A 20,160-nucleotide genomic window follows, 5' to 3' on the forward strand; every position below is an offset into this window, starting at 1 on the left:
CCTTTCTTGTCCGTGAAGCCGCAGGAGGTCGGCCCGTTATTGCAGGAAAGGAGAGCTTTCCTTACGTTGGCGGCTTCGTATGCTTCATCAAGGTTTTTAGCGGTTGGCGGTAAATAACATCGCGCATCTGTCCCGGTATCCATGGCGCCAGCGGAGTCATATATGGGATGCCAAGCGATTTCAACCGGATCAGATGGTTCCATACCAGCAGGAAGCCAATCATAAGTCCGAACCCTCCGAGTATGGCGGCAAGCAGCATCAGCGGGAGCTGCAGCAGGCGGAGTGAAATGGCGAAATTGTACTGCGGCAGCGAGAACGAAGCGATCCCGGTAAGCGCCGTAACCACGACCATAATCGGGGAGGCGATACCTGCGTTGATAGCCGCTTCGCCGACGACGAGCGCTCCGACAATACTGACAGCAGAGCCGACCGGCCTTGGCAGACGGATGCCCGCCTCGCGCAGCAGCTCGAATATAAACATCATAATAATCGCTTCGGCGAAAGCCGGGAACGGGATTCCTTCGCGTGAATCGATAATAGCCAGCAGCAGTACGGTAGGGATGAGCTCTGTGTGAAAAGTCGAAATTGCGATGTATACGCTCGGAAGTCCCAAGGCAATGAGAAAGGAAAACAGACGCAGTAGCCTGATGGAATTCGCGATGGCCGTCCGCTGGTAATAGTCCTCGCTGGATTGAAACAGCTCAAAGAACAATCCGGGACAGACCAGAATGCTGCCCGTGCCTTCCGTAAGGACAATGATTTTCCCGCTCAAAAGCGCCGCTGCCGCTACATCCGTCCGTTCTGTATAACGGAATTGAGGGAAGGGCGTCCATGTGTGATCCTCCAGAAGCTCTTCAACGTATGAGGTTTCCAATACGTCGCCATTCGGGAGCTGGGCAAGCCTTTTTTTGAATTCCTTGAGCACATTCGGATCAACGGCGTCTTCCATATAACCGTAAGCAATGACGGTGTGCGCCTGGCCTCCGGTGGGAAGATAGTTGAATTTAACTTTGGGATTCCGGATGCGCAAGCGGATCATCCCGATGTTTTTCCTGAGATTCTCAACGGTTGACTCCCTTGGACCCTGCACCACCGGTTCCGTAACCGGTTCTGTCACCTGCCGTCTGTCCAAATCGGGGGTGCGGTAGCTGATCACCTTGTTCCAGCCGTCGATGAACACCATCGCACAGCCGCTGAGCAGCAGTGATTCCACCTGCGCGAAGTCCTTGATAATGAGCGCGGATTCAGAAGAAGCGACATGCTCGCTGAAATATTGTTCAATCATTTCCAGCGTAACTTCCGTGCCGGGACCTACCGTATGAGGGACGAGATCCTGCAGCGTCTGCTTGAAATAATTCATGACTTTCTCGGAAGTCAGTGTGTTGAAATAAATGGATACAGCACGATACTCCATGTGAGGGCCATACTTCCAGGGGGCTATCATCAAGTCATTGCAATCCTTGAATACATTTTGTATATAAGCCAGGTTATTTTCAATTCGGGCAGAAATGGAAACCGGCATTACAATAGACCCTCCCCTGCATTCGCTTTTCCTTACGATTCCCATGGAAGACCATTCCTTATTCATTCCCGGGGCAAACCTGCAGCCGCGGTAAGGATAATCGCCCAAGGTGGATATGCTATTAACCTACATTCATCCATATCGCGGCTAAATGCGTCCATACTCAGCCATAAAGCGCGCGCCTATACTTATATCGTGCGGCCAGGCAACAGGTGTTAAAAATAGGAGGACGGGGCAACCATGACGATTCGTTTCGATGAAGAACACCAGCTTTTCCATTTGCAGACTCCATCCATGAGTTATATTTTTCAAGCATTAAAAGGTTATCCGACCCAGCTTTACTGGGGACGCAAAATAAAACAAGCCCATCCCGGGCGGCTGCTGGAGCGCGTGGAGCGGGCATCCTTCAGCTCCAATCCGATCCGGGAAGACCGTACGATTTCACTGGACACGCTTCCCCATGAATATCCGGGCTACGGCACGAGCGATACGCGTACGCCGGCCTATGAGGTGCTGCTGTCCAGCGGTGCAAGCGCGACGGAGCTTCATTATGTGACCCACCGGATAGAAGCGGGCAAACCGAAGCTTGAGAATCTGCCTGCCGTGTATGCGGAGAACGATCAGGAAGCGCAAACCTTGATTGTCGAGCTGGCCGATGAGCTGGCGGGCTTGAAGGTGGAGCTGTCCTATACGGTATTTGAGAAATTCGACGCCATCATCCGTTCTTCAAGGATTATGAATATCAGCTCTGAAGCGATCAGCCTGCAGCGTGCGCTCAGTGCCAGCGTTGACCTGCCGCATGACCGCTATGATATGCTGCAGCTGTCAGGCGCCTGGACGCGTGAGCGCTATATTCACCGCCGCGCTTTAGTGCCGGGCACGCAATCAGTCGAGAGCCGCCGCGGCTCCAGCAGCCATATGCACAATCCGTTCTTTGCGCTCCTCTCCAAGGATGCCGTCGAGGATCAGGGCGAGGTGTACGGCTTCAGTCTGGTCTATAGCGGAAGCTTTGTCGGCGGGGTGGAGGTGGACCAGTTCCATACCGCCCGTGCCTATTTGGGAATTAATCCTTTTGATTTCTCCTGGCTGCTTGAGCCTGGAGAAGCGTTTCAGACGCCGGAAGCGGTTATGGTCTTCTCTGCGGAAGGTCTGGGAGCCATGTCCCGTACCTATCATGAGCTCTACCGCACGAAGCTGTGCCGCGGGGCATACCGCGACGCGGCCCGGCCGATTCTGGTCAACAACTGGGAAGCCACTTACTTTAACTTCAATGCCGATAAGATTGAAGCCATCGCCAAAGCGGGAAGCGAGCTTGGCATCGAGCTCCTGGTGCTGGACGATGGCTGGTTCGGACGCCGCGACAGCGACAATAGCTCGCTCGGCGACTGGGTGGTCGATAAGAAGAAGCTGCCTGCCGGACTTGCCGATCTGGCAGAGCGGGTGCGCAGCCAGGGCCTGCAGTTCGGCCTCTGGTTCGAGCCGGAGATGGTCTCGCCGGATTCCGATCTGTACCGCGCCCATCCGGACTGGTGTCTTCATGTCGCGGGCAGACGCCGCTCGGAAGCAAGAAGCCAGCTTATTCTGGACCTCTCCAGACAGGATGTGCAGGATTACATCGTTCAGTCCGTGAGCGATATTTTGCAAAGCGCTCCGATCACCTATGTAAAATGGGACATGAACCGCAATATGACAGAAATCGGATCGGCACTGCTTCCGGCGGACCGCCAGCGCGAGACCGCACACCGATATATGCTGGGTCTCTACAGCGTTCTCGAAAGAATCACTACGGCTTTCCCCGATATTCTGTTTGAGAGCTGCTCCGGCGGGGGAGGACGCTTCGATCCGGGAATGCTTTATTACATGCCGCAAACATGGACAAGCGATAATTCGGATGCCATCAGCCGTTTGAAGATTCAGTACGGCACCAGCATCGTCTATCCTGTCAGCTCGATGGGAGCCCATGTGTCGGCTGTGCCCAACCATCAAGTGGGACGCAATACGCCGCTGAAAACCCGGGGAGATGTGGCGATGTCCGGGAATTTCGGCTACGAGCTTGATTTGACGCTGTTTGACGATGCCGAGAAGACCGAAGTGAAAGGGCAGATTGCCCTGGTCAAGGAGATCCGCGAGCTGACTCAATTCGGTTTGTTTTACAGGCTGCTCAGTCCTTTCGAGGGCAATGAGACGGCATGGATGTTTGTGTCCGAAGATCAATCCGAAGCACTGGCTGTCCATGTCACAGAGCTCAATGAACCCAATGCCCGCCTGGACCGGCTGCGGCTGAAGGGGCTTGATCCGGACCGCACTTATGAATGGATCGGGAAGGGTGAGTTTATCGGCGGCGATGAGCTGATGCATGCCGGTATTGTCAAACCGCAGGCAAAGCATGATTATGCCAGCGTCGTCTACCGCTTCAGAGCGGTATAACGCGGCAAAGTCGGTCATACGTTTTGGATTCTAGTAAATATGTGTTTGTCCAGGGTCATTGCAACGGACAACCTTAACCGCTCCCGCATATGGTGTTAGTGACATGACATCATTGTGGGGGAGTGGTAATCTTTGCAGCAGCTCTTTATATGTTCAGCATGTGCGGTTATGGGTTCTACCCTGATGTTTGCTTATGGCATATGGCCGGAGTCGCTTTCCTTGCTGCTCGTGGCCATGGGTGTTGATTATTTGACGGGTGTTACCGCGGCGTTGATGGAGAAGAAGGGACTGAGCAGTCTGGTGGGGTCCTGGGGTCTCGCCAGGAAAGGCATCATGCTGCTGGTCATTCTGCTTGCTCACCGCATTGATATTCTGCTTGAGCTTGATAATATCGCAATGGGCGGCGCCATTTACTTCTACCTGGCCAATGAGCTGATATCCATCACCGAGAACCTGGGCAGAATCGGTGTGCCGATGCCGGAGCGTTTGCGCGATCTCATCCAGGTGCTGAAGAACAAAAAAGATTAAAACCGTATAACTAATCCTTCTCATGGCCAGCCTTATAGGGCTGGCTTTTTTTGACCTAATAGAATGGATAAGTTTCACGCCTCTATATGTCGCTGCAAGAGGAAGGCGATAGCCGGTTCTTCTTACGTTGTTATCTCCTCCTTGCATAAGCGGGGCTCCTGAGCTATAATGGGAACAAATGTTCTTGTTTAATGGGATTGAGATATGGAGGGGTCCATGATGGCCATCGATATGAGCTCGCAGCCGCCCGTTCAAATCGGCAAGGAGCTTGAATTAGTCAAACGTTATATTCTGCTTGGCATTCTGATGCTTATTCTCGATCATGATATTCGCGTCGTCGGCTCCGCGGCGACGAAGCTGCCCAGAGTGTACGAGTCGATGCTGCGCGGGCTGCAGGATCGTGTCATGCTGGAGCTGGCGGCTCTGCGCCGGCAATTTCGCGAAAGCGGGATTCACATCTATGAGGAGAAGCGGGGAGACGGCGGAATTACGACCAAATATATCTGCCAGGGTTATCATCATGAATTTTCGCTCCGCTGGACTTTTATCCGTGCCGAGACGGAGCGGCTTTTAAAGACGTACATGGTCAAATAACGTTCATCGTTTTGTCAAAAAACAAAAAAATTTTATCCCTTTGTGCAGTTTAAGGTTGAGAATAACGGACGATCTTAGGTAATATAGGGAGTAGACATTCTGATGACGAAGGGGAGCAAGGAGCAATGAAGTGGATTATGTTTATCATTTTCGCAGCAGCCTCACTTTTAGGCGTTTTTTTGCTGACAACCCAGCTTCCGGACAAACCTGTAGATGAAGCGGCTTCTCTGCCGCCTGGCACATCGCTCTTGAAGGTGGAAGCATCCAGTGATTTCGTTTATGACCAGAAAGAATACCATGTGAAAACAGGCGATAAAGTGATCCTGAAGCTTGTCAACAAAAGCGGGGTGCACGGATTGGCGATTCCCGAGCTGAATATTGACCTGCAGGGTGATAAATTGGAGCAAGAAGTTACGTTTGACAAACCCGGCACTTATGAATTGCACTGCTCCGTCATGTGCGGCGTAGGACATGCAGATATGAAATCCGTTATTATCGTGGGATAAACGGAAAAAAGGAGCCTAGAGGGCTCCTTTTTTTTGAAAAGATAAGCAATTGTGATTCCCATACCTTGCTTATCTTTCGAGGGGAATAACTTGCCTTGCCGCCGACAATAATGCCAGTCTTCTTGAAATTCACGTTTGTTCAGGTTTGGCTCCGGCGTCTGTCCCGTGCGATCATCCAATCGCAGAACAGACCGATCAAGGCCCAGCTGATAATGGTCAGGATATACATGAGAATCACATTCAGCTGATGAATGTCCATGAACATGTCAGCGAACCAGCCCGGGACGCTAAACATGAAGAACACCATGTTATGGGGATCATATCCCGTATAGTTATAAAGGCATAAACCAATGCCAATCAAGGTTGCTACGGTCGTAACCGGATAACGCACAGATAATCAGCCCCTTTTTGCAAAAGAATTGCCGATGGACGGCAGCTTAGGTTATTATGTGACAAAAGGGGTTTCATCATGCGGTACATAACCCGTAATAAAAAAGGAGAGGTTTTGTCATGATTACGCATATTGTATTTTTCAAATTGAAGGACCGTTCGCCGGAAAGCATTGCCCGCACGGTAAAGGTGCTCAAAGATATGGAGGGCAAAATCGATGAGCTTCGGTCCATTGAAGTCGGCACCGATGTGCTGCATTCCGAGCGCTCCTATGACATTGCCCTGGTTACAAAAGTGGATTCCATGGAAGCGCTCGCGGCGTATCAGGTGCATCCCGTACATAAAAAAGTCATCGAGCATATAAGCGAAGTCAGGGAATCATCGGTGAGCGTCGACTACGAGAGCTAAGTCATCCGTATGGAGCTTGCAGCCCGGGATGGAAATAACTATTCGGCAACAACAAATGCAAAACAGGGCAGGGGCATGATAGCATGTACTATGTGAATCAGGAACAGATATCGGCCAGACTGGACGTCATTCCGCAGCTTGTGGATGCGCTCGGCATGATTGCCGAGGGCTGGGATGGCGGACTGCTCGGCGGGCTTGCGCAGGAGCGGGCGCTGCATTTGGCCATTGAGACAGTTACCGATATTGGGAGCTGTCTGATTGATGGATTCATTATGCGCGATGCCAGCAGCTATGAGGATATCATCGATATTATTGCGGGCGAGGGCGTATTCCCGGAGGATATCCATGGGACTCTGCTGGAGCTGGTTCGGCTGCGCAAGCCGTTGGTGCAGGATTATTACGAGTGGGACAGAGCTCGGCTGCATCCGCTGTCGCTTATCCTTCCGGGTATCCTGCAGCAATTTCAATCCGCTGTACAAACCTATCTGGCGAAGGAATTGGGCGCATAAATACAGGAATTCACGGCATCGGCAGGGAGCATGGACCTTGCCGGTGCCTTTTTTATTGACCGATATAGGTCCCGCGATTTACGAAAGGTTAAAAGTACGATACAATGACGCTATCTAACGTACGGAAATTGCAGCAAGAACCGTGCGGCGCGCAAGGTGGTGGTTAAGGTGGAACAGGATGGCGAATATTTTGCACAGCAGGAGCTGCCTGCCCGGCATGAGGGATCGACGCGCCAAACCGTCCTCCTGCTGCTGAAGACGAAGGGGCAGATGAAGGCCGGTGATCTGGCGAAGCACCTTCAAATTACAGAGATGGCCGTCAGGCGCCACTTGAGCACACTGGAACGGGACGGACTTATTAAGCTTTCTATTGTAAGACAGGCAATGGGAAGACCTTCCCACATCTATCGATTGACCGAGCAGGCGGAGCATCTGTTTCCCAAGAATTATCATGTGCTGGCGATGGATCTGCTCCAGGAGCTGGAGGACGATCCGGATACTGCCGCTTTGGTAGACCGTTTGTTCGAAGGGCGCAAGCGCAAGCTGATCGAGCGTTATGCGCTGCGTATGGAAGGCAAGAGCCTTCCTGAGAAGGTGACGGAGCTTGCGGCGATTCAGAATGACGGCGGTTATATGGTACAGCTGGAGCAGGATCAGGAAGGCTTCGTGCTGCATGAATATAATTGTCCGATTGCCCAGGTGGCAAGCCGTTACCAGCAGGCCTGCCAATGCGAGCTGGCGCTGTTCAGGCAGCTGCTGGACACGGATGTGGAAAGAACGGAATGCCTGGCCAAAGGCGGGAGCAAATGCAGCTACCGGATTTCCGGAGGCTGACACGACAAGTCTGCTTTGATCAGGTGAACCAAGAAAAACTGCGGTTCAAAACAAACACGGCAGCGACTGCCGTGTTTGTTTAATGATCAGAGGCTTCCTGTTCGTTGGAATAGAAATCCAGTTTATGATCGATCATCGACATGAAGGACATGAGCTTATCCGCTTGAGCTTTAACCCGCGCCTTCTGTTTATGAAGCCTGTTCATCCGTTCTTCGATGGTTTCGCTTCCTTGGAGAGTGAGCTTGGCAAATTCCTTCATTTCGAGAATCGTCATGCCCGTGTCACGAAGACAGCAGGCAAATTTTAGCCATTCAATGTCTTCTTCTTCAAAAATCCGTATCCCGTTCTCACTGCGCTTGACAGCAGGAAGAATGCCTTCCTTTTCATAATACCGCAGGGTATGGATCGATAATCCGGTCTCCTCGGCAACTTGCCCGATTGTATAACTCATTTATAAATCCACCTTGTATTTTACGCCTATTATAGCGCTAATCGGGCGTTTAGGAAAAGATTCCGGCGATGTGCCCGTTGAATGCCGTATCGTCCAATTCTTTTCTTAGCTTTAAAACCTCTTTTGCATCCTCGCCAACAATGTATCTCAATTGATTTGTACCGTCGGTTGCCGCCTCATAGATGATTTCCGCAGCGTACTCCGGAGGAGATTGGATACCATTGCCCATTTTTCCGAAACCGGCCCCCGCCTTATTCAGAAATTCCTGATATTCCGTCAGCGACTCATCGTTAAAGAAATCCATGGATCTTCCGCCAAAGTCGGTTTTCACCATACCAGGCTCGATCAATTTGACCCGGATGTTTTGCGGAGCAGGGCCGCGGCTTTTCCGATTCCCGACGATGTTCCTGTTATCAATATGGTTTTCAATAAAGTGTGCCTCCTTGGCATGTTGATTATTTTGACTGCAAACACATCATATCGTCTAGAGTGAACTCTAGGTCAATGGGTTTTTTATGATTTTTGAATTCTCATCTTTCTTTGTGTCAAGTCAAGCCCATGCTGCTTATACTGTGATTAGAAATGGGCATTAGTCTATTGCGCAGCAAAGGAGGACGGATCAGGATGTTGAACCTTTGGCTGACTGCGGCCTTTGTTGCCGCGTTTGTGATGCTGGTGCTGGGCGTGCTCCTATGGCTGAGGTCTGTGGACCGCAAGCTGGATCAGCTGGTTTATGCGGCGAAGGCTATGGAACGCCATGCTCAAGAAGCTGCCGCACAGACCTGTCAGCTCATGGGAGCAGCCTCGGACACAGTCAGGACGCTGCAGAACCAGCTTGATGGAGCATCCAAACTGTTCGAATCCGTACGGCGGATCGGTGAAACGGCGGACCAGACGACAAAAGCAATCAGCAGCTTGTCCGGCGCTTTGTCGCAAACGACAGAGCGGTATGTGGAAAATGCTGGCGGCAAATACCAGCGGCATATTGCCGGCGCGCTGGATTTGGCTGAAGTCGGTTATAGTGCCTGGCAGTTCTGGCAGACAAAGCGCAAAGATAACAAAGATTCCTCTGCATGCACGGAGTATGGAGAAGGGCACGCTACTAAAAACAATCCTAAAAGGAGCGATTGAAATGGGTAAATTGAATCGGAGAAGCAGTTTTATGTTTGGCGCGGTTGCCGGAAGCATCCTCGGATCGGTTACAGCGCTTCTGCTTGCGCCAAAGGCCGGAAAGGAGCTGCGCCGGGATATTTCTGACGGCACACGGCAGGTAACGGACCGGACTGTAAGAGTAGTCACGCATGCCGGAGATTCCACAGCCCGCATTGTCAAGCAGGTGGGCAGCAAAGCCGCGATTCTGAGTGACAAGGCCAAGGATACAGCCGGCAGTGTCATCGGCAGCATCAGCAGCTGGCGCGGATCCCGGAAGGATGAACTGCTGGAGGGTATTGATCTTCCGGAGTTCGATAATACCAAGGAAGCGTTGAAGGAAACATTGGAGGAAGCCAAAGAGGAAATACAAACGATCCGCTAAAGTGTTTCCATATAGCAGATCCCGCATAAGGCGGCACAGTTAGGAGGGCAGGGCCGTCAAAGATGGCTCTGTCCTTTTTCCTGTTGTTGGGCCTGCAGTGACTGGCGATGGCGCAAGCGGTATTCCGAGGGTGCCAGGCCATAGGTTTTGCGAAACTGTTTGGAGAAGTAGAGGGCATCCAGATAGCCCACGGAAGAAGCGATCTGATCAATGGACAAGTGATGCTGCCCGAGCAGCAGCTCGCGCGCCCGTTCCATGCGGACCTTCAGCAAAAATTGCATAGGCGAAACGCCGGTTACCTGTTTGAACATTTTGGACAGGTGGGTACGGTGGTAGCCGAGTTTCCGCGACAAATCCTCAATGGAAATCTGCTGCGCGTATTGAAACGAAAGCCAGCGGACGGCCTGCTTGATCTGCCGCTCTATATCGGGAACAATGGTCAAGGAATTAAAGGCCAGCTTGCCTGCATTGCAGACTCCATATTCCTTAAGCAGGATACGCAGCAGGCCGCTTGCTTCCAGATCGGCCAGCTCCGGATACGGCGCCGTCTCCAGCGTATCCTTCATCCGGCGGTAGAGCTCCCGGAGAGGCCGCAGGTTATCGCTGTGAATAACAGGATTCAGCGGCGTTATGCCCATCGTCAGCAGAAGCGATTCCGCCATATGGCCTTTGAAGGCTACCCAGCGGTACGACCATGGTTCCTGGGCATCGGCGGTGTAGGAGAAGAGTACGTCCGGGAAGATGAAGAAGGTATCGCCTCTTGAGCATTCATACCGTAGGCCGTCGATTTCAAATACGCCCCGTCCGGAAAGAACGGTATGAACAAGGTAATAATTATGAACCGAAGGACCGATCTGATGATTGGGAAAAGGCTTTCCCTCGCCTGCGAACAGGACGGATAATTCTCCATGAGCGGGAAGGGAATTGGACTTTGTCGATATTTTGTAATGATCCGCCATTGCAGCTCATTTCCTTTCAGGGAACAGTTTCATTTCAATCAGAAACAACTTCCCTAAGCGTATAATATAAAACTACATATGTCCATATTGATCACGCAATAATTCCTACTCAACCCTATGTTTTTTCATTTATAGTAGGGATAAGGCAATACATTAAACCGCTTTCTAAGGTTCTAGCTTCAGTCACCTATTCAAGGGAGGATACTCATGTCTAAAATTACGTTTCTTGGAGCAGGCAGTACCGTTTTTGCCAAAAATGTGCTCGGCGATTGCTTGAAAACGCCGGCGCTGCAAGGATTCGAAATCGCGCTGTTTGACATTAATCCGGAGCGGCTGTCCGATTCCGAAACCATGCTGAACCATATTAAAAACACGAGCGGCAGCACAAGCATCATCAAAGCCTATACGGATCGCAAGGAGGCGCTGCGCGGAGCCAAATATGTGGTCAATGCCATTCAAGTAGGCGGCTATGATCCTTGTACGATTACCGATTTTGAAATTCCCAAAAAATACGGTTTGCGCCAAACGATTGCCGACACCGTGGGCATCGGCGGGATCTTCCGCAATCTGCGCACCATTCCGGTTATGCTGGATTTTGCACGCGATATCAAGGAAGTCTGTCCTGACGCGCTGTTCCTCAACTATACCAATCCGATGGCCGTTCTGACCAATGTCATGAACACATACGGAGGGGTGGAAACGGTTGGCCTCTGCCATAGCGTGCAGGCTTGCGTCAGCGGCTTGTTCGACAGCCTTGGCCTTGACAAGACTGGCGTAAAATCGAAAATCGCCGGCATTAATCATATGGCATGGCTGCTTGAGGTATCCAAGGATGGAGTCGACCTGTATCCGGAAATCAAGCGCCGTGCGCGCGAGAAGCAGAACGAGAAGCATTGGGACATGGTCCGTTACGAAATGATGCTGAATTTCGGCTATTATATTACCGAATCCTCTGAGCATAACGCGGAATACCATCCATATTTCATCAAGAAAAGCTATCCCGAGCTGATTGACCGCTTCAATATCCCGCTTGATGAGTACCCGCGCCGCTGTGTTGGCCAAATCAGCAAATGGCAGAAGCTCAAGGATGAGCTGGTTCATAATCCGGAGCTGCATCATGAGCGCACGCATGAATACGCTTCTTATATCTTTGAAGCGATCGAGACGAATGTTCCCTTCAAAATTGGCGGCAATGTAATGAATACGGGCGGTCTGATCTCCAATCTGCCGCGCGAAGCCTGCGTCGAGGTACCGTGTCTGGTTGACCGCAGCGGTGTGACTCCTACCTATGTCGGCGATTTGCCGCCGCAGCTGGCCGCGCTCAACCGTACGAATATCAATACCCAGCTGCTGACCATCGAAGCAGCGATCACGGGCAAGCGCGAGCATATCTATCATGCCGCGATGCTGGATCCGCATACCGGGGCCGAGCTGTCGATGGACGATATCCGCTCGATGTGCGACGATCTGATTGAAGCGCATGGCGACTGGCTGCCGAAATATAATTAATCCGAATCCATGCACAAGAACCGCCATCCTGTCAGGGGATTGGCGGTTCTTTTTTTTTGCATGCAGCCGCCGGTCAACGGCTCCGGGTACTCCGTTATTTCAACTATCCATTGCGTCTGCTGCACATCGGAACAGTCGAATAGGGACCTGCCCGTTCTTGAACCTTGTCCTATTTTAGGCTAAGATGAAGGTACCTTTTCAAACCCGCGTACATATTCTATTGATGTCTCTTAAAACGAACAAGAAAGCGGTGTGTCTGTGCAGCAACCGATAGCAATACTGGATTCCGGCGTAGGCGGCCTTACTGTAGCCAAGGAAGTCATGCGTCAGCTTCCACGTGAGAAAATCATATATTTCGGAGATACGGCCCGTACGCCTTATGGTCCCCGGCCAGCCGACGAAATAACGCGTTTTACGAGAGAAATTGTGGATTATTTGATTCAATATCGGCCTAAAATGATTGTCATCGCCTGCAATACGGCAACAGCGGTAGCCCTTGAGGATATCCGCTCGCGGGTAGCCGTTCCAGTCGTGGGGGTTATCCATCCCGGAGCGCGGGCAGCCAACAGCTCCACGCAAACGGGGGTTGTCGGCGTAATTGGTACGGAAGGCACGATAAGCAGCGGAGCATACGAGAACGCCCTTAAGCAGCTTTCGCCAACCATTGAGGTCGTCAGTCTGGCATGTCCCCGTTTTGTAACGTTGGTTGAGCAGGGGAATTTTCGCTCCGAAGAGACGTTCAACACGGTAAAAACTTCCCTGGGGTCTTTGCAAGCAGGGAATTTGGATACGCTCATCCTGGGCTGCACCCATTATCCGTTTCTGGCTGAAACGATAGGCGAGGTAATGGGCAAGGATGTGAGGCTGATCAGCTCCGACGGCGAGACGGCCCGGGAGATCAGCACCATCCTCCATGACCGCAACCGGCTGGAGCGTGCCGAGGATATGCCGGTGCATCAATTTTTCTGCAGCGGCGACCCGGTAATGTTCAAGAGGATTGCGCAGCAGTGGCTGGGCGAGCAAATCGAGCTCACTCCCATTGTATGGCAGGTCCCCCAGATTGCGAACCGGACTGTAGGTTGAAAATTCCAGGAAGATCCCTGCCAGAAGAATTGATCTGGTGCGGGTCTTCTTTTTTTTTGGTTGATATTCTCATAGTCATGCGGGAAGTGGGGTGTGCATAGCATGGGTCTAGAAGGAGCCATGTCAGCTTATGCCGTCCATATACTCGCGAGGAGGTTTAAATATGCTCCCTTACATCGTTCAACAAGGGGATACTCTGCTTCGAATTGCACGCAGGTTCGGGGTAAACAAGGAGTCGCTGCTCGCCGCAAATCCCCGGATAGCCGCTGCCCAGCAGCTGATTCCGGGCTTGCTGCTGTCTGTGCCTGCCCAGCATGAGACCGTTTATTGTGTTCAGCCCGGCGATTCGCTGCTGGGAATTGCCGAGCTTTTCTCCGCTGCTGTCCCCGGACTCGCCGCCGCTAATCCTCATCTGGATCTGAAGAAGCTGATCCCAGGTCAGCTGATAACCGTTCCGGCCGGGTCTTATGGCCGGATTATCGATGCCAGAGCCGAATATGGCCATGCCGAGCTGCAAAGGGATCTGGATGCGATGGAGAGCGAGTATCCTTTTCTGGAGAGGACTGTTATCGGATACAGTGTGCTCCATAAGCCTATTTATGCTGTTCGTCTTGGTGAAGGCCCCCGTAAAATTCAAATCAATGCGGCCATGCATGCCAACGAATGGATTACGGCTCCGCTGCTGATGAGCTTTGTGGAGGACGCGGCCGATGCATGCGCTCATGGCAGGAATGTTGGCGGAGTGGATATACGCAAATTGATTCAGGGAGCTGAGGTCTGGTTTGTCCCGCTCGTGAATCCTGATGGCGTTGAACTGGTGCAGGAAGGGATGCGTCAGGATCACCCCTTTTTCTCTGAGCTTCTGCAGTGGAACCGGCAGTCGCAGCGCTTCGCCAAGTGGAAGGCAAATATACGCGGAGTGGATTTGAATGACCAATTTCCGGCCTTCTGGGAAGAAGAGGTGAGACGGCGGGAAGCGTCAGGACCAGGTCCCCGCGACTATCCCGGTCCGGCCCCGCTGTCTGAGCCGGAAGCGCAGGCCTTGTACAGCTTCACGCAGGAACGGGAATTTGACATGGTAGTGGCGCTTCATACGCAGGGACAGGAAATTTATTGGAATTATCGCGGTTATGAGCCGGCGCAATCGGAACGGATTGCCCGCAGGCTGGCAAAGGCTGCAGGCTATAAGCCGGTCAAGCTTGGCGGGAGCGATGCCGGCTTCAAGGATTGGTTCATACATGATTTCCGCAAGCCCGGCTTTACGGTAGAGGTTGGCCTGGGCAGCAATCCGCTGCCGATCGACTCCTTTCCGGATCTGTACGATGAACTCCGGCCGCTGCTGCTGGCTGCTGTGGAAGCTGTGGCGCAGGAGGAAATCTGAACTGGCGGCGGCTCTTGATTCCGGGTCGGCAGGAGGACAGGGCTGCTTCTTTACTCCGATGCTCCAATGGACCCCGGCTTCTCCCGGATTCAAGGTCCTTTAGGAGCTTGCTTGCGAGGCATAGTTGAAGGGGGAAGGCTTATTTGTTATAATGAATAGTAAATAGTAATTATTACTGAAAATTACAGAAAGCTGGTGGTTATGTTGAGCATACTGGATGAAGTTGGTGCGGCCAATCGACAGTTAATCGCCATGGGATACAAAGTAACGCGTCAGCGCGAAGCTACCTTGAGAATATTATTTGAGAATGAGACCGATCATCTCAGTGCCGAGGAAGTTTTTATGCTGGTCAAGAAAAGCAATCCGGATATCGGCCTCGCTACGGTTTACCGGACGCTGGAGCTGCTGAATGAGCTGGATATTGTCGAGAAAATAAATTTTGGCGACGGTGTGGCGCGTTTTGATTTGCGCAGCAAGGATCACGAGCATATGCATCATCATCTGCTGTGCAGCGAATGCGGCGGAGTGAAAGAGATCAAGGACGACTGGCTGCAGGAGCTGGAAGAGCGGCTGGAGAAGGAATTTGGCTTCACGGTTTCCGATCACCGCCTGGAATTCACCGGGATTTATAAAAAATGCGCGAACAAGTCCTGCAAAAAAGAACGTAAAGCCGTATCCTGACAAGAAGCCTTTCCGGTGGGAGGCTTCTTTTTTTTTGTTATCCTTTTCTGATATTTTTGAAGAAGAACTAACATGCCGCCAAAAGGACAGTGAAGCCATTGCTTATATGCGCCTTAAATCGTTGATTTGCTGCTCAAGCATAGATGCTTGCCATATGGTAAACTTATAAACAGCAGCAAGAAGCTTGGCTTCGGCGACTGATGGCGGACTCCACGTTTTGCGGCGGCCGTTCATTCTTCCCGGTTTACAGCCCTTAAGGGAGGTTCATGATGAAACTTTTATCGCTCCGCCATTGGCGTCATGTGTTTGTCCGCATTTACCGCCTGCTTGTCTCACGGGATGTGAAGCTGATCCATAAGCTGCTATACGTCGTTCCGGTGCTGCTGTATTGGGTGCTGCCCGATGTCATGCCGTTCATACCGATCGATGACATTGCCGTGACGATGATTGCGGCGGAAGGCTACACGCGGTATATGGAACGCAAATATGGCGACCGGCTAAAGCCGTAAATAAGTGAACGATTGTAAAAAATAGCTGTCGTACATAGTTGAACAATCAGTCCGGTTTCTTTAAAATAGGAAAAGACATGCTTGATCATAAAGGAGATGCTTATCCCAATGAAATGCAAAATAACCCGCAATGCCGCGAAAATTTTACGCCAGGAGCTGGACAACCCTGAGAATGCAGGAAAGCTGCTCCGTGTCTACATTACTCACTCGCATGGCGACCATGCTCACTATGGCATGCGCATGGACGATGCCGGAGAGAATGACGAAATTGTAGAAACCGACAAGGACATAACGGTCGTGCTGGAGAAGAACGTGGAGATGCTCGACGGCGTTAAAATTGATTATCTGTATTTGCCTCAGGAAGGTTTTGTCATCACGAACCCGGTTAGAGGCAATCACGGCGACCACTAATCAGCAAGGCTGAGAGGCAATGGGAGATTGGGGAGACAGACGAATGGCTAATGACATTCGCATTTGCGATAAATGCAAGCATATCCGCACAAAGACGATGCTGCCGAAGCTGGCGCAGATAGCGCCTGAGACAGAAGTGCGGGTAGCCTGCAAATCCTACTGCGGACCATGCTCGCGCTTTGCTTTTATTTTCATTAATGGCCGCTATATCACCGCGCCGACCGAGGATGAAGTGATTGAAAAAGCGCGCAAATATGTAAAATAAGATCATGCCGGCCATCCAGCCGGTGTGCATGAAAGGCAAACGTCATCTTAGGCTGTTGACGTTTGCTTTTTCGTTATGAGGGTAATTGATCCTTGTAATCATCGGTCTTATTTGTGCTTGATTGCTTCCGCGTTGTAGAATGTTGTCAAGAGATGCTTAAATGATTTTGCTTTGCAAAAACGCTGCAGGAGGCCGTATATGAACTCAAAGTACTTGGCGGGATTATCATTAGCCATTATGGCCGCCGGATTTCTGGTTACGTTATTTTTACCCGAGAATACGTTCGTTTTCCTATTAAAGGGTGGCTTTGAAGCCGGATTGGTAGGGGGAATCGCCGACTGGTTTGCCGTCACCGCGCTGTTCCGCCACCCCTTCAGCATTCCCATTCCGCATACTGCGCTGCTGCTTAAGAATAAGAGCAGAATCATCCAGTCCCTGATCTCGGCGATGGAGAATGAACTGTTGAATAAAGAAAGCATCGAGAACAAGCTCAGCAAGCTTCATGTGCTGCGCATGGCTTCCACACAGCTGACCAAGCTGATGAGCAGGAAAAAAGCCAGAATTCAGATTCTCGATTTTCTGGTCCAGCTTATTGTCCGCCTTCCGCTGGAGAAAGCGGTCCCGGTTATTCAATCCTGGTTGGCGGCTTATCTGCTGAAGACGGATATGAAGGCTGTGGCGGAATCCGTGATCACCAAGGTCATGAACGACGGCTACGATGAGAAGGCGCTGGATTTTGTACTGGGCGAAGCGGCCAACTGGGCGGAGCGGCCCGAGACCGGCGTTATGCTGGGCAAGCTGGCGCTGGAGAAGCTGTCTGAGGTCAAGGCGGGCGGATTCATGGGCTTTGCGCTGCAGGCTTTCGGCGGACTGATGAATGAAGAGAAGCTCGGCTCGATTTTGCAGAATATGATATCGAACGGGATCAAGGATCTGATGCTTAAGGAAAGTACATACCGGGAGCTGATCGTCAGGGAAATCCGGATCCAGCTGTTCCAGCTGGCCGATAACGACGAGAAGCTGAATGCAGCGAAGGATTGGGCGCTTGGCCGCATTGAAGGTGAGAGCGGGGAAGCGTTTCTGCAGGCGAGACTGGAAGATTTGCGGAACCTGGCGCTGGCCAGGCTGGAGGAAGGACGTGCAAATGGCGGACGATCGTTATTCCGTGTCTACAGCGCCATCATTCGTCATCTGTCCCGGGAGCCCGAGAAAATTAATGAATGGGAAAACCGTCTGCTTGCGTACCTGATTCAATTGGTGGAGTCCAACCATTTCCGCATCGGGCAGCTGGTGAAGGAAAATCTGGATCAGATGGACGATGCCGCATTGGTCAGCATGCTGGAGGAGAAGGTCGGTCAGGATCTCCAGTGGATCCGTGTGAATGGAGCGCTGTGCGGTTTTTTCGTCGGGATCATCTTGTCTTCCATCCAGTTGTTTACTTAAGGTTTAAAAAGAAGCACCCGCATGGTCACGAAGCTGATGAAAATCAGCCTTTGGACGGCGGGTGCTTTTTCAAGCTTGCAGCATGTATACATTTGACATCATGGGTTTAGGGTCTCAAGGAAGAAACCAGCTTCAGCTGCCAGATGACAGCGAAGACGTTTCTTCTTATTTTTCAATATCAGGCTGCGAACGGAAATTTTTGATCAAATCATGCTCGATGACGCGATCGGACGCGATTAGCTCCTGACGGGCTTCTTCGGCTCCGCCCTTGCAGGCGGTGAGGGCAAGCGCTTGCCCTGTAGAGGCATCCTGACACTTGGCATGTTCGGCTATAAAATCATCTGCCGGCATATAAAACACTTTGCCGTCGGTGTAACCGCCGTTTCGGAAAACGACTTTCTTGCCCTCAAGCGGGTTGTCCGTAACAAGCGGCGTTCCCACCATGGTTTTATCAGCAGAGGAAATCCCGAGCAAATGGAGGACGGTAGGCGTCAAATCCATCTGTCCGCCAACCTGGCTGTAGGTTCCGGCTTTGGCTCCATCCGGCAGATGAACAATCAAGGGTACCTGCTTCAGCACATTCATCCGGTCAAGCTCACTCAGCGGTTTGCCCAGAAACTTCTCGAAGGGTTCCCATTCCTTGATGGAATTGTCGTGGTCGCCATAGAACAGAAAAATCGATTTGTCCCATAAATGCTCGGCTTTAAGCCTGTTGATCAGATCGCCAAGCGAATCGTCGACATAGTGGGCAGCCTCCAGGTAGTCGCCGAATATCGTTCCTTTGAAATCCCCGACATCCAGCGTTTGCGTGCTTGCGGCAAGCTTGTAAGGGTGATGGCTTGACAAGGAGATCAGAAAGGAGTAAAACGGCTGCTGCTCGCTCAGCATCAGATCAACGGACTGCTGGAAGAACGAACGGTCCCCCAGCGACCAGCCCAGGGGCTCGTCGATCGTGTAGCTTTTCTTGCTGTAAAACTTGTCATAGCTCATCGTGCTGTACATCGCATTGCGGTTCCAGAAGCCGCCGTCGTATGCGTGAAATACGCGTGTCTCGTAGCCGTTATCCTTCAGCATGGCAGACATGCTGTCGAAGGTGTTCTGCGCGAAGCGGATAAATACCGAGCCGCTCGGCAAGGGCTGAAGCGAAATATTGGCAGCCAGATCGGCATCGGATGTGCGGCCCTGGGCGGTTTGGTGATAGAAGTTTTTGAAGTACATGGACTCTTCAAGCAGTTTGTTCATATTCGGCGTAACTTCCTGGCCGTTTATCTTCTGGCCGATCAGGAAGTTCTGAAAGGCTTCCAGCTGGATCATGATGACGTTGGCGCCCTTATAGCGTCCGAACATGCTGTCATCCTCAAGCTGCTTGCGGACATTGCCGCGATCCTCGAACCACTGCTTCGCTTCCTGGATTTGATCCTCCGGAAGCTTGTTGTCATGCAGCCAATGATCCTCCGCATACCGGTACAGGTCATATCCGTGGAAGCCGATGACGCCTGTCACATTGTACAGGGACATATTCCACCAGTTGCCGGTGAACAGTCCGACGGCCCAGGTGCGCTGCGCATAGGTGACGGGCACGAAGACGAGCGTAAGGCCGCTTGCAAAAATGATCAGGCTGAGCGAAAGACGGAGCATCATTTTGCGCAGCTTGCTGGGTCTGGCGAAGGATAATGCAATATCGCGCTTGTGACGCTTGCGGAATATTGAATAGACGGCTACAGGCACAATCAGCAGCCAGTCGATAAAAATCCAGATATCCGCCCAGCCCAGCAGAGAGGCGATGCTGTCGCCAAGCGAGCTTACTTGTCCGGCCTGGGTAAGCACCGGTATCGAGATCATATCCTGAAAATAGCGGAAATAAATCAAATCGGCATAAATGATGACCGTGAGCAGCATATTCAGCAGCACGAGAGCGATGATCCGGCCGCGCGGCGGAAGCCACAGCGTCCAGAAGCAGACCAGCGCCAATGTACCCAGCGCCACCAGCACATCCTCCCCGTCCATGGCCATATTCGGAACATGCACGTAGCGGTCGAACAAAACCAGCTTAATCATCATCAATGCGAAGAAAAGCACAAGATCCAGGCCTTTAAGCCGGGCAGCAAGCGCCATGACGACACTTCTCCGCCCGGTTGGCTGCAGCGGTTGAGCCATAACAAGGGTGTCCTTTCCTGTTTACAAAATGTTAATAATGTCTTTCCCATTATAGTACA

General features: G+C 51.7%; 23 protein-coding genes. 17 read left to right on the forward strand and 6 right to left on the reverse strand.

Translation table 11 applies throughout. The annotated features are described in order from the left end of the window. Positions 1-61 precede the first annotated feature (61 nt). Positions 62-1,522 (reverse strand): spore germination protein, encoded by a 1,461-nt coding sequence (locus ACFOLF_RS29820; protein ID WP_210037593.1) that lies wholly within the window; start codon positions 1,520-1,522, stop codon positions 62-64. Positions 1,523-1,762: 240 nt separating this feature from the next. On the opposite strand from ACFOLF_RS29820, the gene ACFOLF_RS29825 reads away from it, so the two are divergent. From ACFOLF_RS29825 to ACFOLF_RS29840, 4 genes are all read left to right on the forward strand, one after another. Further along, on the forward strand, positions 1,763-3,949 hold the full coding sequence (locus ACFOLF_RS29825) for an alpha-galactosidase (RefSeq protein WP_210037594.1): 2,187 nt from the start codon (positions 1,763-1,765) through the stop codon (positions 3,947-3,949). 168 nt (positions 3,950-4,117) lie between these two features. Further along, a complete protein-coding gene (locus ACFOLF_RS29830) occupies positions 4,118-4,477 on the forward strand; it encodes a phage holin family protein (protein ID WP_210037595.1) in 360 nt (119 codons plus the stop codon). Between the two features lie 216 nt (positions 4,478-4,693). Beyond that, positions 4,694-5,071: a hypothetical protein gene (locus ACFOLF_RS29835; protein WP_379112747.1), complete on the forward strand. Its 378-nt coding sequence runs from the start codon at positions 4,694-4,696 to the stop codon at positions 5,069-5,071. 125 nt (positions 5,072-5,196) lie between these two features. Then, entirely contained in the window at positions 5,197-5,577 is a 381-nt protein-coding gene (locus ACFOLF_RS29840; protein ID WP_210037597.1) for a cytochrome C oxidase subunit II, read from the forward strand. A 139-nt stretch (positions 5,578-5,716) separates the two neighbouring features. On the opposite strand, the gene ACFOLF_RS29845 is transcribed toward ACFOLF_RS29840, so the two are convergent. Beyond that, positions 5,717-5,968, reverse strand: coding sequence for a hypothetical protein (locus ACFOLF_RS29845; RefSeq protein ID WP_210037598.1), 252 nt, complete (start codon positions 5,966-5,968; stop codon positions 5,717-5,719). Between the two features lie 119 nt (positions 5,969-6,087). On the opposite strand from ACFOLF_RS29845, the gene ACFOLF_RS29850 reads away from it, so the two are divergent. The 3 genes from ACFOLF_RS29850 (at position 6,088) to ACFOLF_RS29860 (ending at position 7,718) form a co-directional block, all read left to right on the forward strand. Continuing rightward, entirely contained in the window at positions 6,088-6,375 is a 288-nt protein-coding gene (locus ACFOLF_RS29850; RefSeq protein WP_210037599.1) for a Dabb family protein, read from the forward strand. Between the two features lie 83 nt (positions 6,376-6,458). Then, positions 6,459-6,884, forward strand: coding sequence for a DUF86 domain-containing protein (locus ACFOLF_RS29855; protein WP_210037600.1), 426 nt, complete (start codon positions 6,459-6,461; stop codon positions 6,882-6,884). A gap of 168 nt (positions 6,885-7,052) precedes the next feature. Next, positions 7,053-7,718, forward strand: a complete 666-nt coding sequence (locus ACFOLF_RS29860; protein ID WP_379112744.1) for a helix-turn-helix transcriptional regulator — start codon at positions 7,053-7,055, stop codon at positions 7,716-7,718. Positions 7,719-7,797: 79 nt separating this feature from the next. Here ACFOLF_RS29860 and ACFOLF_RS29865 read toward each other — a convergent pair whose 3' ends face one another. Next, complete coding sequence (locus ACFOLF_RS29865) at positions 7,798-8,169, reverse strand: MerR family transcriptional regulator (protein WP_210037601.1); 372 nt, start codon at positions 8,167-8,169, stop codon at positions 7,798-7,800. A gap of 49 nt (positions 8,170-8,218) precedes the next feature. Then, positions 8,219-8,473, reverse strand: a complete 255-nt coding sequence (locus tag ACFOLF_RS29870) for a hypothetical protein (protein WP_210037602.1) — start codon at positions 8,471-8,473, stop codon at positions 8,219-8,221. A gap of 320 nt (positions 8,474-8,793) precedes the next feature. On the opposite strand from ACFOLF_RS29870, the gene ACFOLF_RS29875 reads away from it, so the two are divergent. Together ACFOLF_RS29875 and ACFOLF_RS29880 are read left to right on the forward strand one after the other, a co-directional pair. Beyond that, a complete protein-coding gene (locus tag ACFOLF_RS29875; protein WP_210037603.1) occupies positions 8,794-9,300 on the forward strand; it encodes a DUF948 domain-containing protein in 507 nt (168 codons plus the stop codon). 1 nt (position 9,301) lies between these two features. After that, positions 9,302-9,703, forward strand: a complete 402-nt coding sequence (locus ACFOLF_RS29880; RefSeq protein WP_210037604.1) for a YtxH domain-containing protein — start codon at positions 9,302-9,304, stop codon at positions 9,701-9,703. Between the two features lie 56 nt (positions 9,704-9,759). On the opposite strand, the gene ACFOLF_RS29885 is transcribed toward ACFOLF_RS29880, so the two are convergent. Beyond that, positions 9,760-10,662, reverse strand: a complete 903-nt coding sequence (locus tag ACFOLF_RS29885; RefSeq protein WP_210037605.1) for an AraC family transcriptional regulator — start codon at positions 10,660-10,662, stop codon at positions 9,760-9,762. A gap of 207 nt (positions 10,663-10,869) precedes the next feature. Between ACFOLF_RS29885 and melA the strand changes: the two genes are divergently transcribed. The 8 genes from melA (at position 10,870) to ACFOLF_RS29925 (ending at position 17,944) form a co-directional block, all read left to right on the forward strand. After that, the gene (gene melA, locus ACFOLF_RS29890; protein WP_210037606.1) at positions 10,870-12,171 is read left to right on the forward strand and encodes an alpha-glucosidase/alpha-galactosidase; all 1,302 of its coding nucleotides are present in this window, start codon (positions 10,870-10,872) and stop codon (positions 12,169-12,171) included. Between the two features lie 258 nt (positions 12,172-12,429). Beyond that, a complete protein-coding gene (gene racE / locus ACFOLF_RS29895) occupies positions 12,430-13,254 on the forward strand; it encodes a glutamate racemase (protein ID WP_379112742.1) in 825 nt (274 codons plus the stop codon). Positions 13,255-13,417: 163 nt separating this feature from the next. Further along, positions 13,418-14,635: a M14 family zinc carboxypeptidase gene (locus ACFOLF_RS29900; RefSeq protein ID WP_210037608.1), complete on the forward strand. Its 1,218-nt coding sequence runs from the start codon at positions 13,418-13,420 to the stop codon at positions 14,633-14,635. Between the two features lie 201 nt (positions 14,636-14,836). Further along, positions 14,837-15,316 (forward strand): ferric iron uptake transcriptional regulator, encoded by a 480-nt coding sequence (gene fur / locus ACFOLF_RS29905; RefSeq protein WP_210037609.1) that lies wholly within the window; start codon positions 14,837-14,839, stop codon positions 15,314-15,316. Between the two features lie 266 nt (positions 15,317-15,582). Beyond that, positions 15,583-15,825 carry a hypothetical protein gene (locus ACFOLF_RS29910; RefSeq protein WP_210037610.1) on the forward strand — a complete coding sequence of 81 codons (243 nt, stop codon included), beginning with the start codon at positions 15,583-15,585 and terminating at the stop codon, positions 15,823-15,825. Positions 15,826-15,933: 108 nt separating this feature from the next. Continuing rightward, a complete protein-coding gene (locus ACFOLF_RS29915; RefSeq protein ID WP_210037611.1) occupies positions 15,934-16,236 on the forward strand; it encodes an iron-sulfur cluster assembly accessory protein in 303 nt (100 codons plus the stop codon). 43 nt (positions 16,237-16,279) lie between these two features. Further along, positions 16,280-16,501, forward strand: a complete 222-nt coding sequence (locus tag ACFOLF_RS29920) for a DUF1450 domain-containing protein (protein ID WP_210037612.1) — start codon at positions 16,280-16,282, stop codon at positions 16,499-16,501. A gap of 198 nt (positions 16,502-16,699) precedes the next feature. After that, entirely contained in the window at positions 16,700-17,944 is a 1,245-nt protein-coding gene (locus ACFOLF_RS29925; RefSeq protein WP_210037613.1) for a DUF445 domain-containing protein, read from the forward strand. 165 nt (positions 17,945-18,109) lie between these two features. On the opposite strand, the gene ACFOLF_RS29930 is transcribed toward ACFOLF_RS29925, so the two are convergent. Further along, a complete protein-coding gene (locus ACFOLF_RS29930; RefSeq protein ID WP_210037614.1) occupies positions 18,110-20,101 on the reverse strand; it encodes an LTA synthase family protein in 1,992 nt (663 codons plus the stop codon). Between the last annotated feature and the right edge of the window lie 59 nt (positions 20,102-20,160).

This window comes from Paenibacillus sepulcri (genome assembly GCF_042647105.1).
GTDB lineage: Bacteria > Bacillota > Bacilli > Paenibacillales > Paenibacillaceae > Paenibacillus_Z > Paenibacillus_Z sepulcri.

Coding starts and splice junctions, on each gene's coding strand:
- ACFOLF_RS29880 (WP_210037604.1), top strand. CDS start 9,302: ATGGGTAAATTGAATCGGAGAAGCAGTTTTATGTTTGGCGCGGTTGCC.
- ACFOLF_RS29865 (WP_210037601.1), bottom strand. CDS start 8,169: ATGAGTTATACAATCGGGCAAGTTGCCGAGGAGACCGGATTATCGATC.
- fur (WP_210037609.1), top strand. CDS start 14,837: ATGTTGAGCATACTGGATGAAGTTGGTGCGGCCAATCGACAGTTAATC.
- ACFOLF_RS29920 (WP_210037612.1), top strand. CDS start 16,280: ATGGCTAATGACATTCGCATTTGCGATAAATGCAAGCATATCCGCACA.
- ACFOLF_RS29910 (WP_210037610.1), top strand. CDS start 15,583: ATGATGAAACTTTTATCGCTCCGCCATTGGCGTCATGTGTTTGTCCGC.
- ACFOLF_RS29915 (WP_210037611.1), top strand. CDS start 15,934: ATGAAATGCAAAATAACCCGCAATGCCGCGAAAATTTTACGCCAGGAG.
- ACFOLF_RS29830 (WP_210037595.1), top strand. CDS start 4,118: ATGGGTTCTACCCTGATGTTTGCTTATGGCATATGGCCGGAGTCGCTT.
- ACFOLF_RS29820 (WP_210037593.1), bottom strand. CDS start 1,522: ATGCCGGTTTCCATTTCTGCCCGAATTGAAAATAACCTGGCTTATATA.
- ACFOLF_RS29930 (WP_210037614.1), bottom strand. CDS start 20,101: ATGGCTCAACCGCTGCAGCCAACCGGGCGGAGAAGTGTCGTCATGGCG.
- ACFOLF_RS29825 (WP_210037594.1), top strand. CDS start 1,763: ATGACGATTCGTTTCGATGAAGAACACCAGCTTTTCCATTTGCAGACT.
- ACFOLF_RS29855 (WP_210037600.1), top strand. CDS start 6,459: ATGTACTATGTGAATCAGGAACAGATATCGGCCAGACTGGACGTCATT.
- ACFOLF_RS29875 (WP_210037603.1), top strand. CDS start 8,794: ATGTTGAACCTTTGGCTGACTGCGGCCTTTGTTGCCGCGTTTGTGATG.
- ACFOLF_RS29885 (WP_210037605.1), bottom strand. CDS start 10,662: ATGGCGGATCATTACAAAATATCGACAAAGTCCAATTCCCTTCCCGCT.
- melA (WP_210037606.1), top strand. CDS start 10,870: ATGTCTAAAATTACGTTTCTTGGAGCAGGCAGTACCGTTTTTGCCAAA.
- ACFOLF_RS29840 (WP_210037597.1), top strand. CDS start 5,197: ATGAAGTGGATTATGTTTATCATTTTCGCAGCAGCCTCACTTTTAGGC.
- ACFOLF_RS29850 (WP_210037599.1), top strand. CDS start 6,088: ATGATTACGCATATTGTATTTTTCAAATTGAAGGACCGTTCGCCGGAA.
- ACFOLF_RS29925 (WP_210037613.1), top strand. CDS start 16,700: ATGAACTCAAAGTACTTGGCGGGATTATCATTAGCCATTATGGCCGCC.
- ACFOLF_RS29900 (WP_210037608.1), top strand. CDS start 13,418: ATGCTCCCTTACATCGTTCAACAAGGGGATACTCTGCTTCGAATTGCA.
- ACFOLF_RS29835 (WP_379112747.1), top strand. CDS start 4,694: ATGATGGCCATCGATATGAGCTCGCAGCCGCCCGTTCAAATCGGCAAG.
- ACFOLF_RS29870 (WP_210037602.1), bottom strand. CDS start 8,473: ATGGATTTCTTTAACGATGAGTCGCTGACGGAATATCAGGAATTTCTG.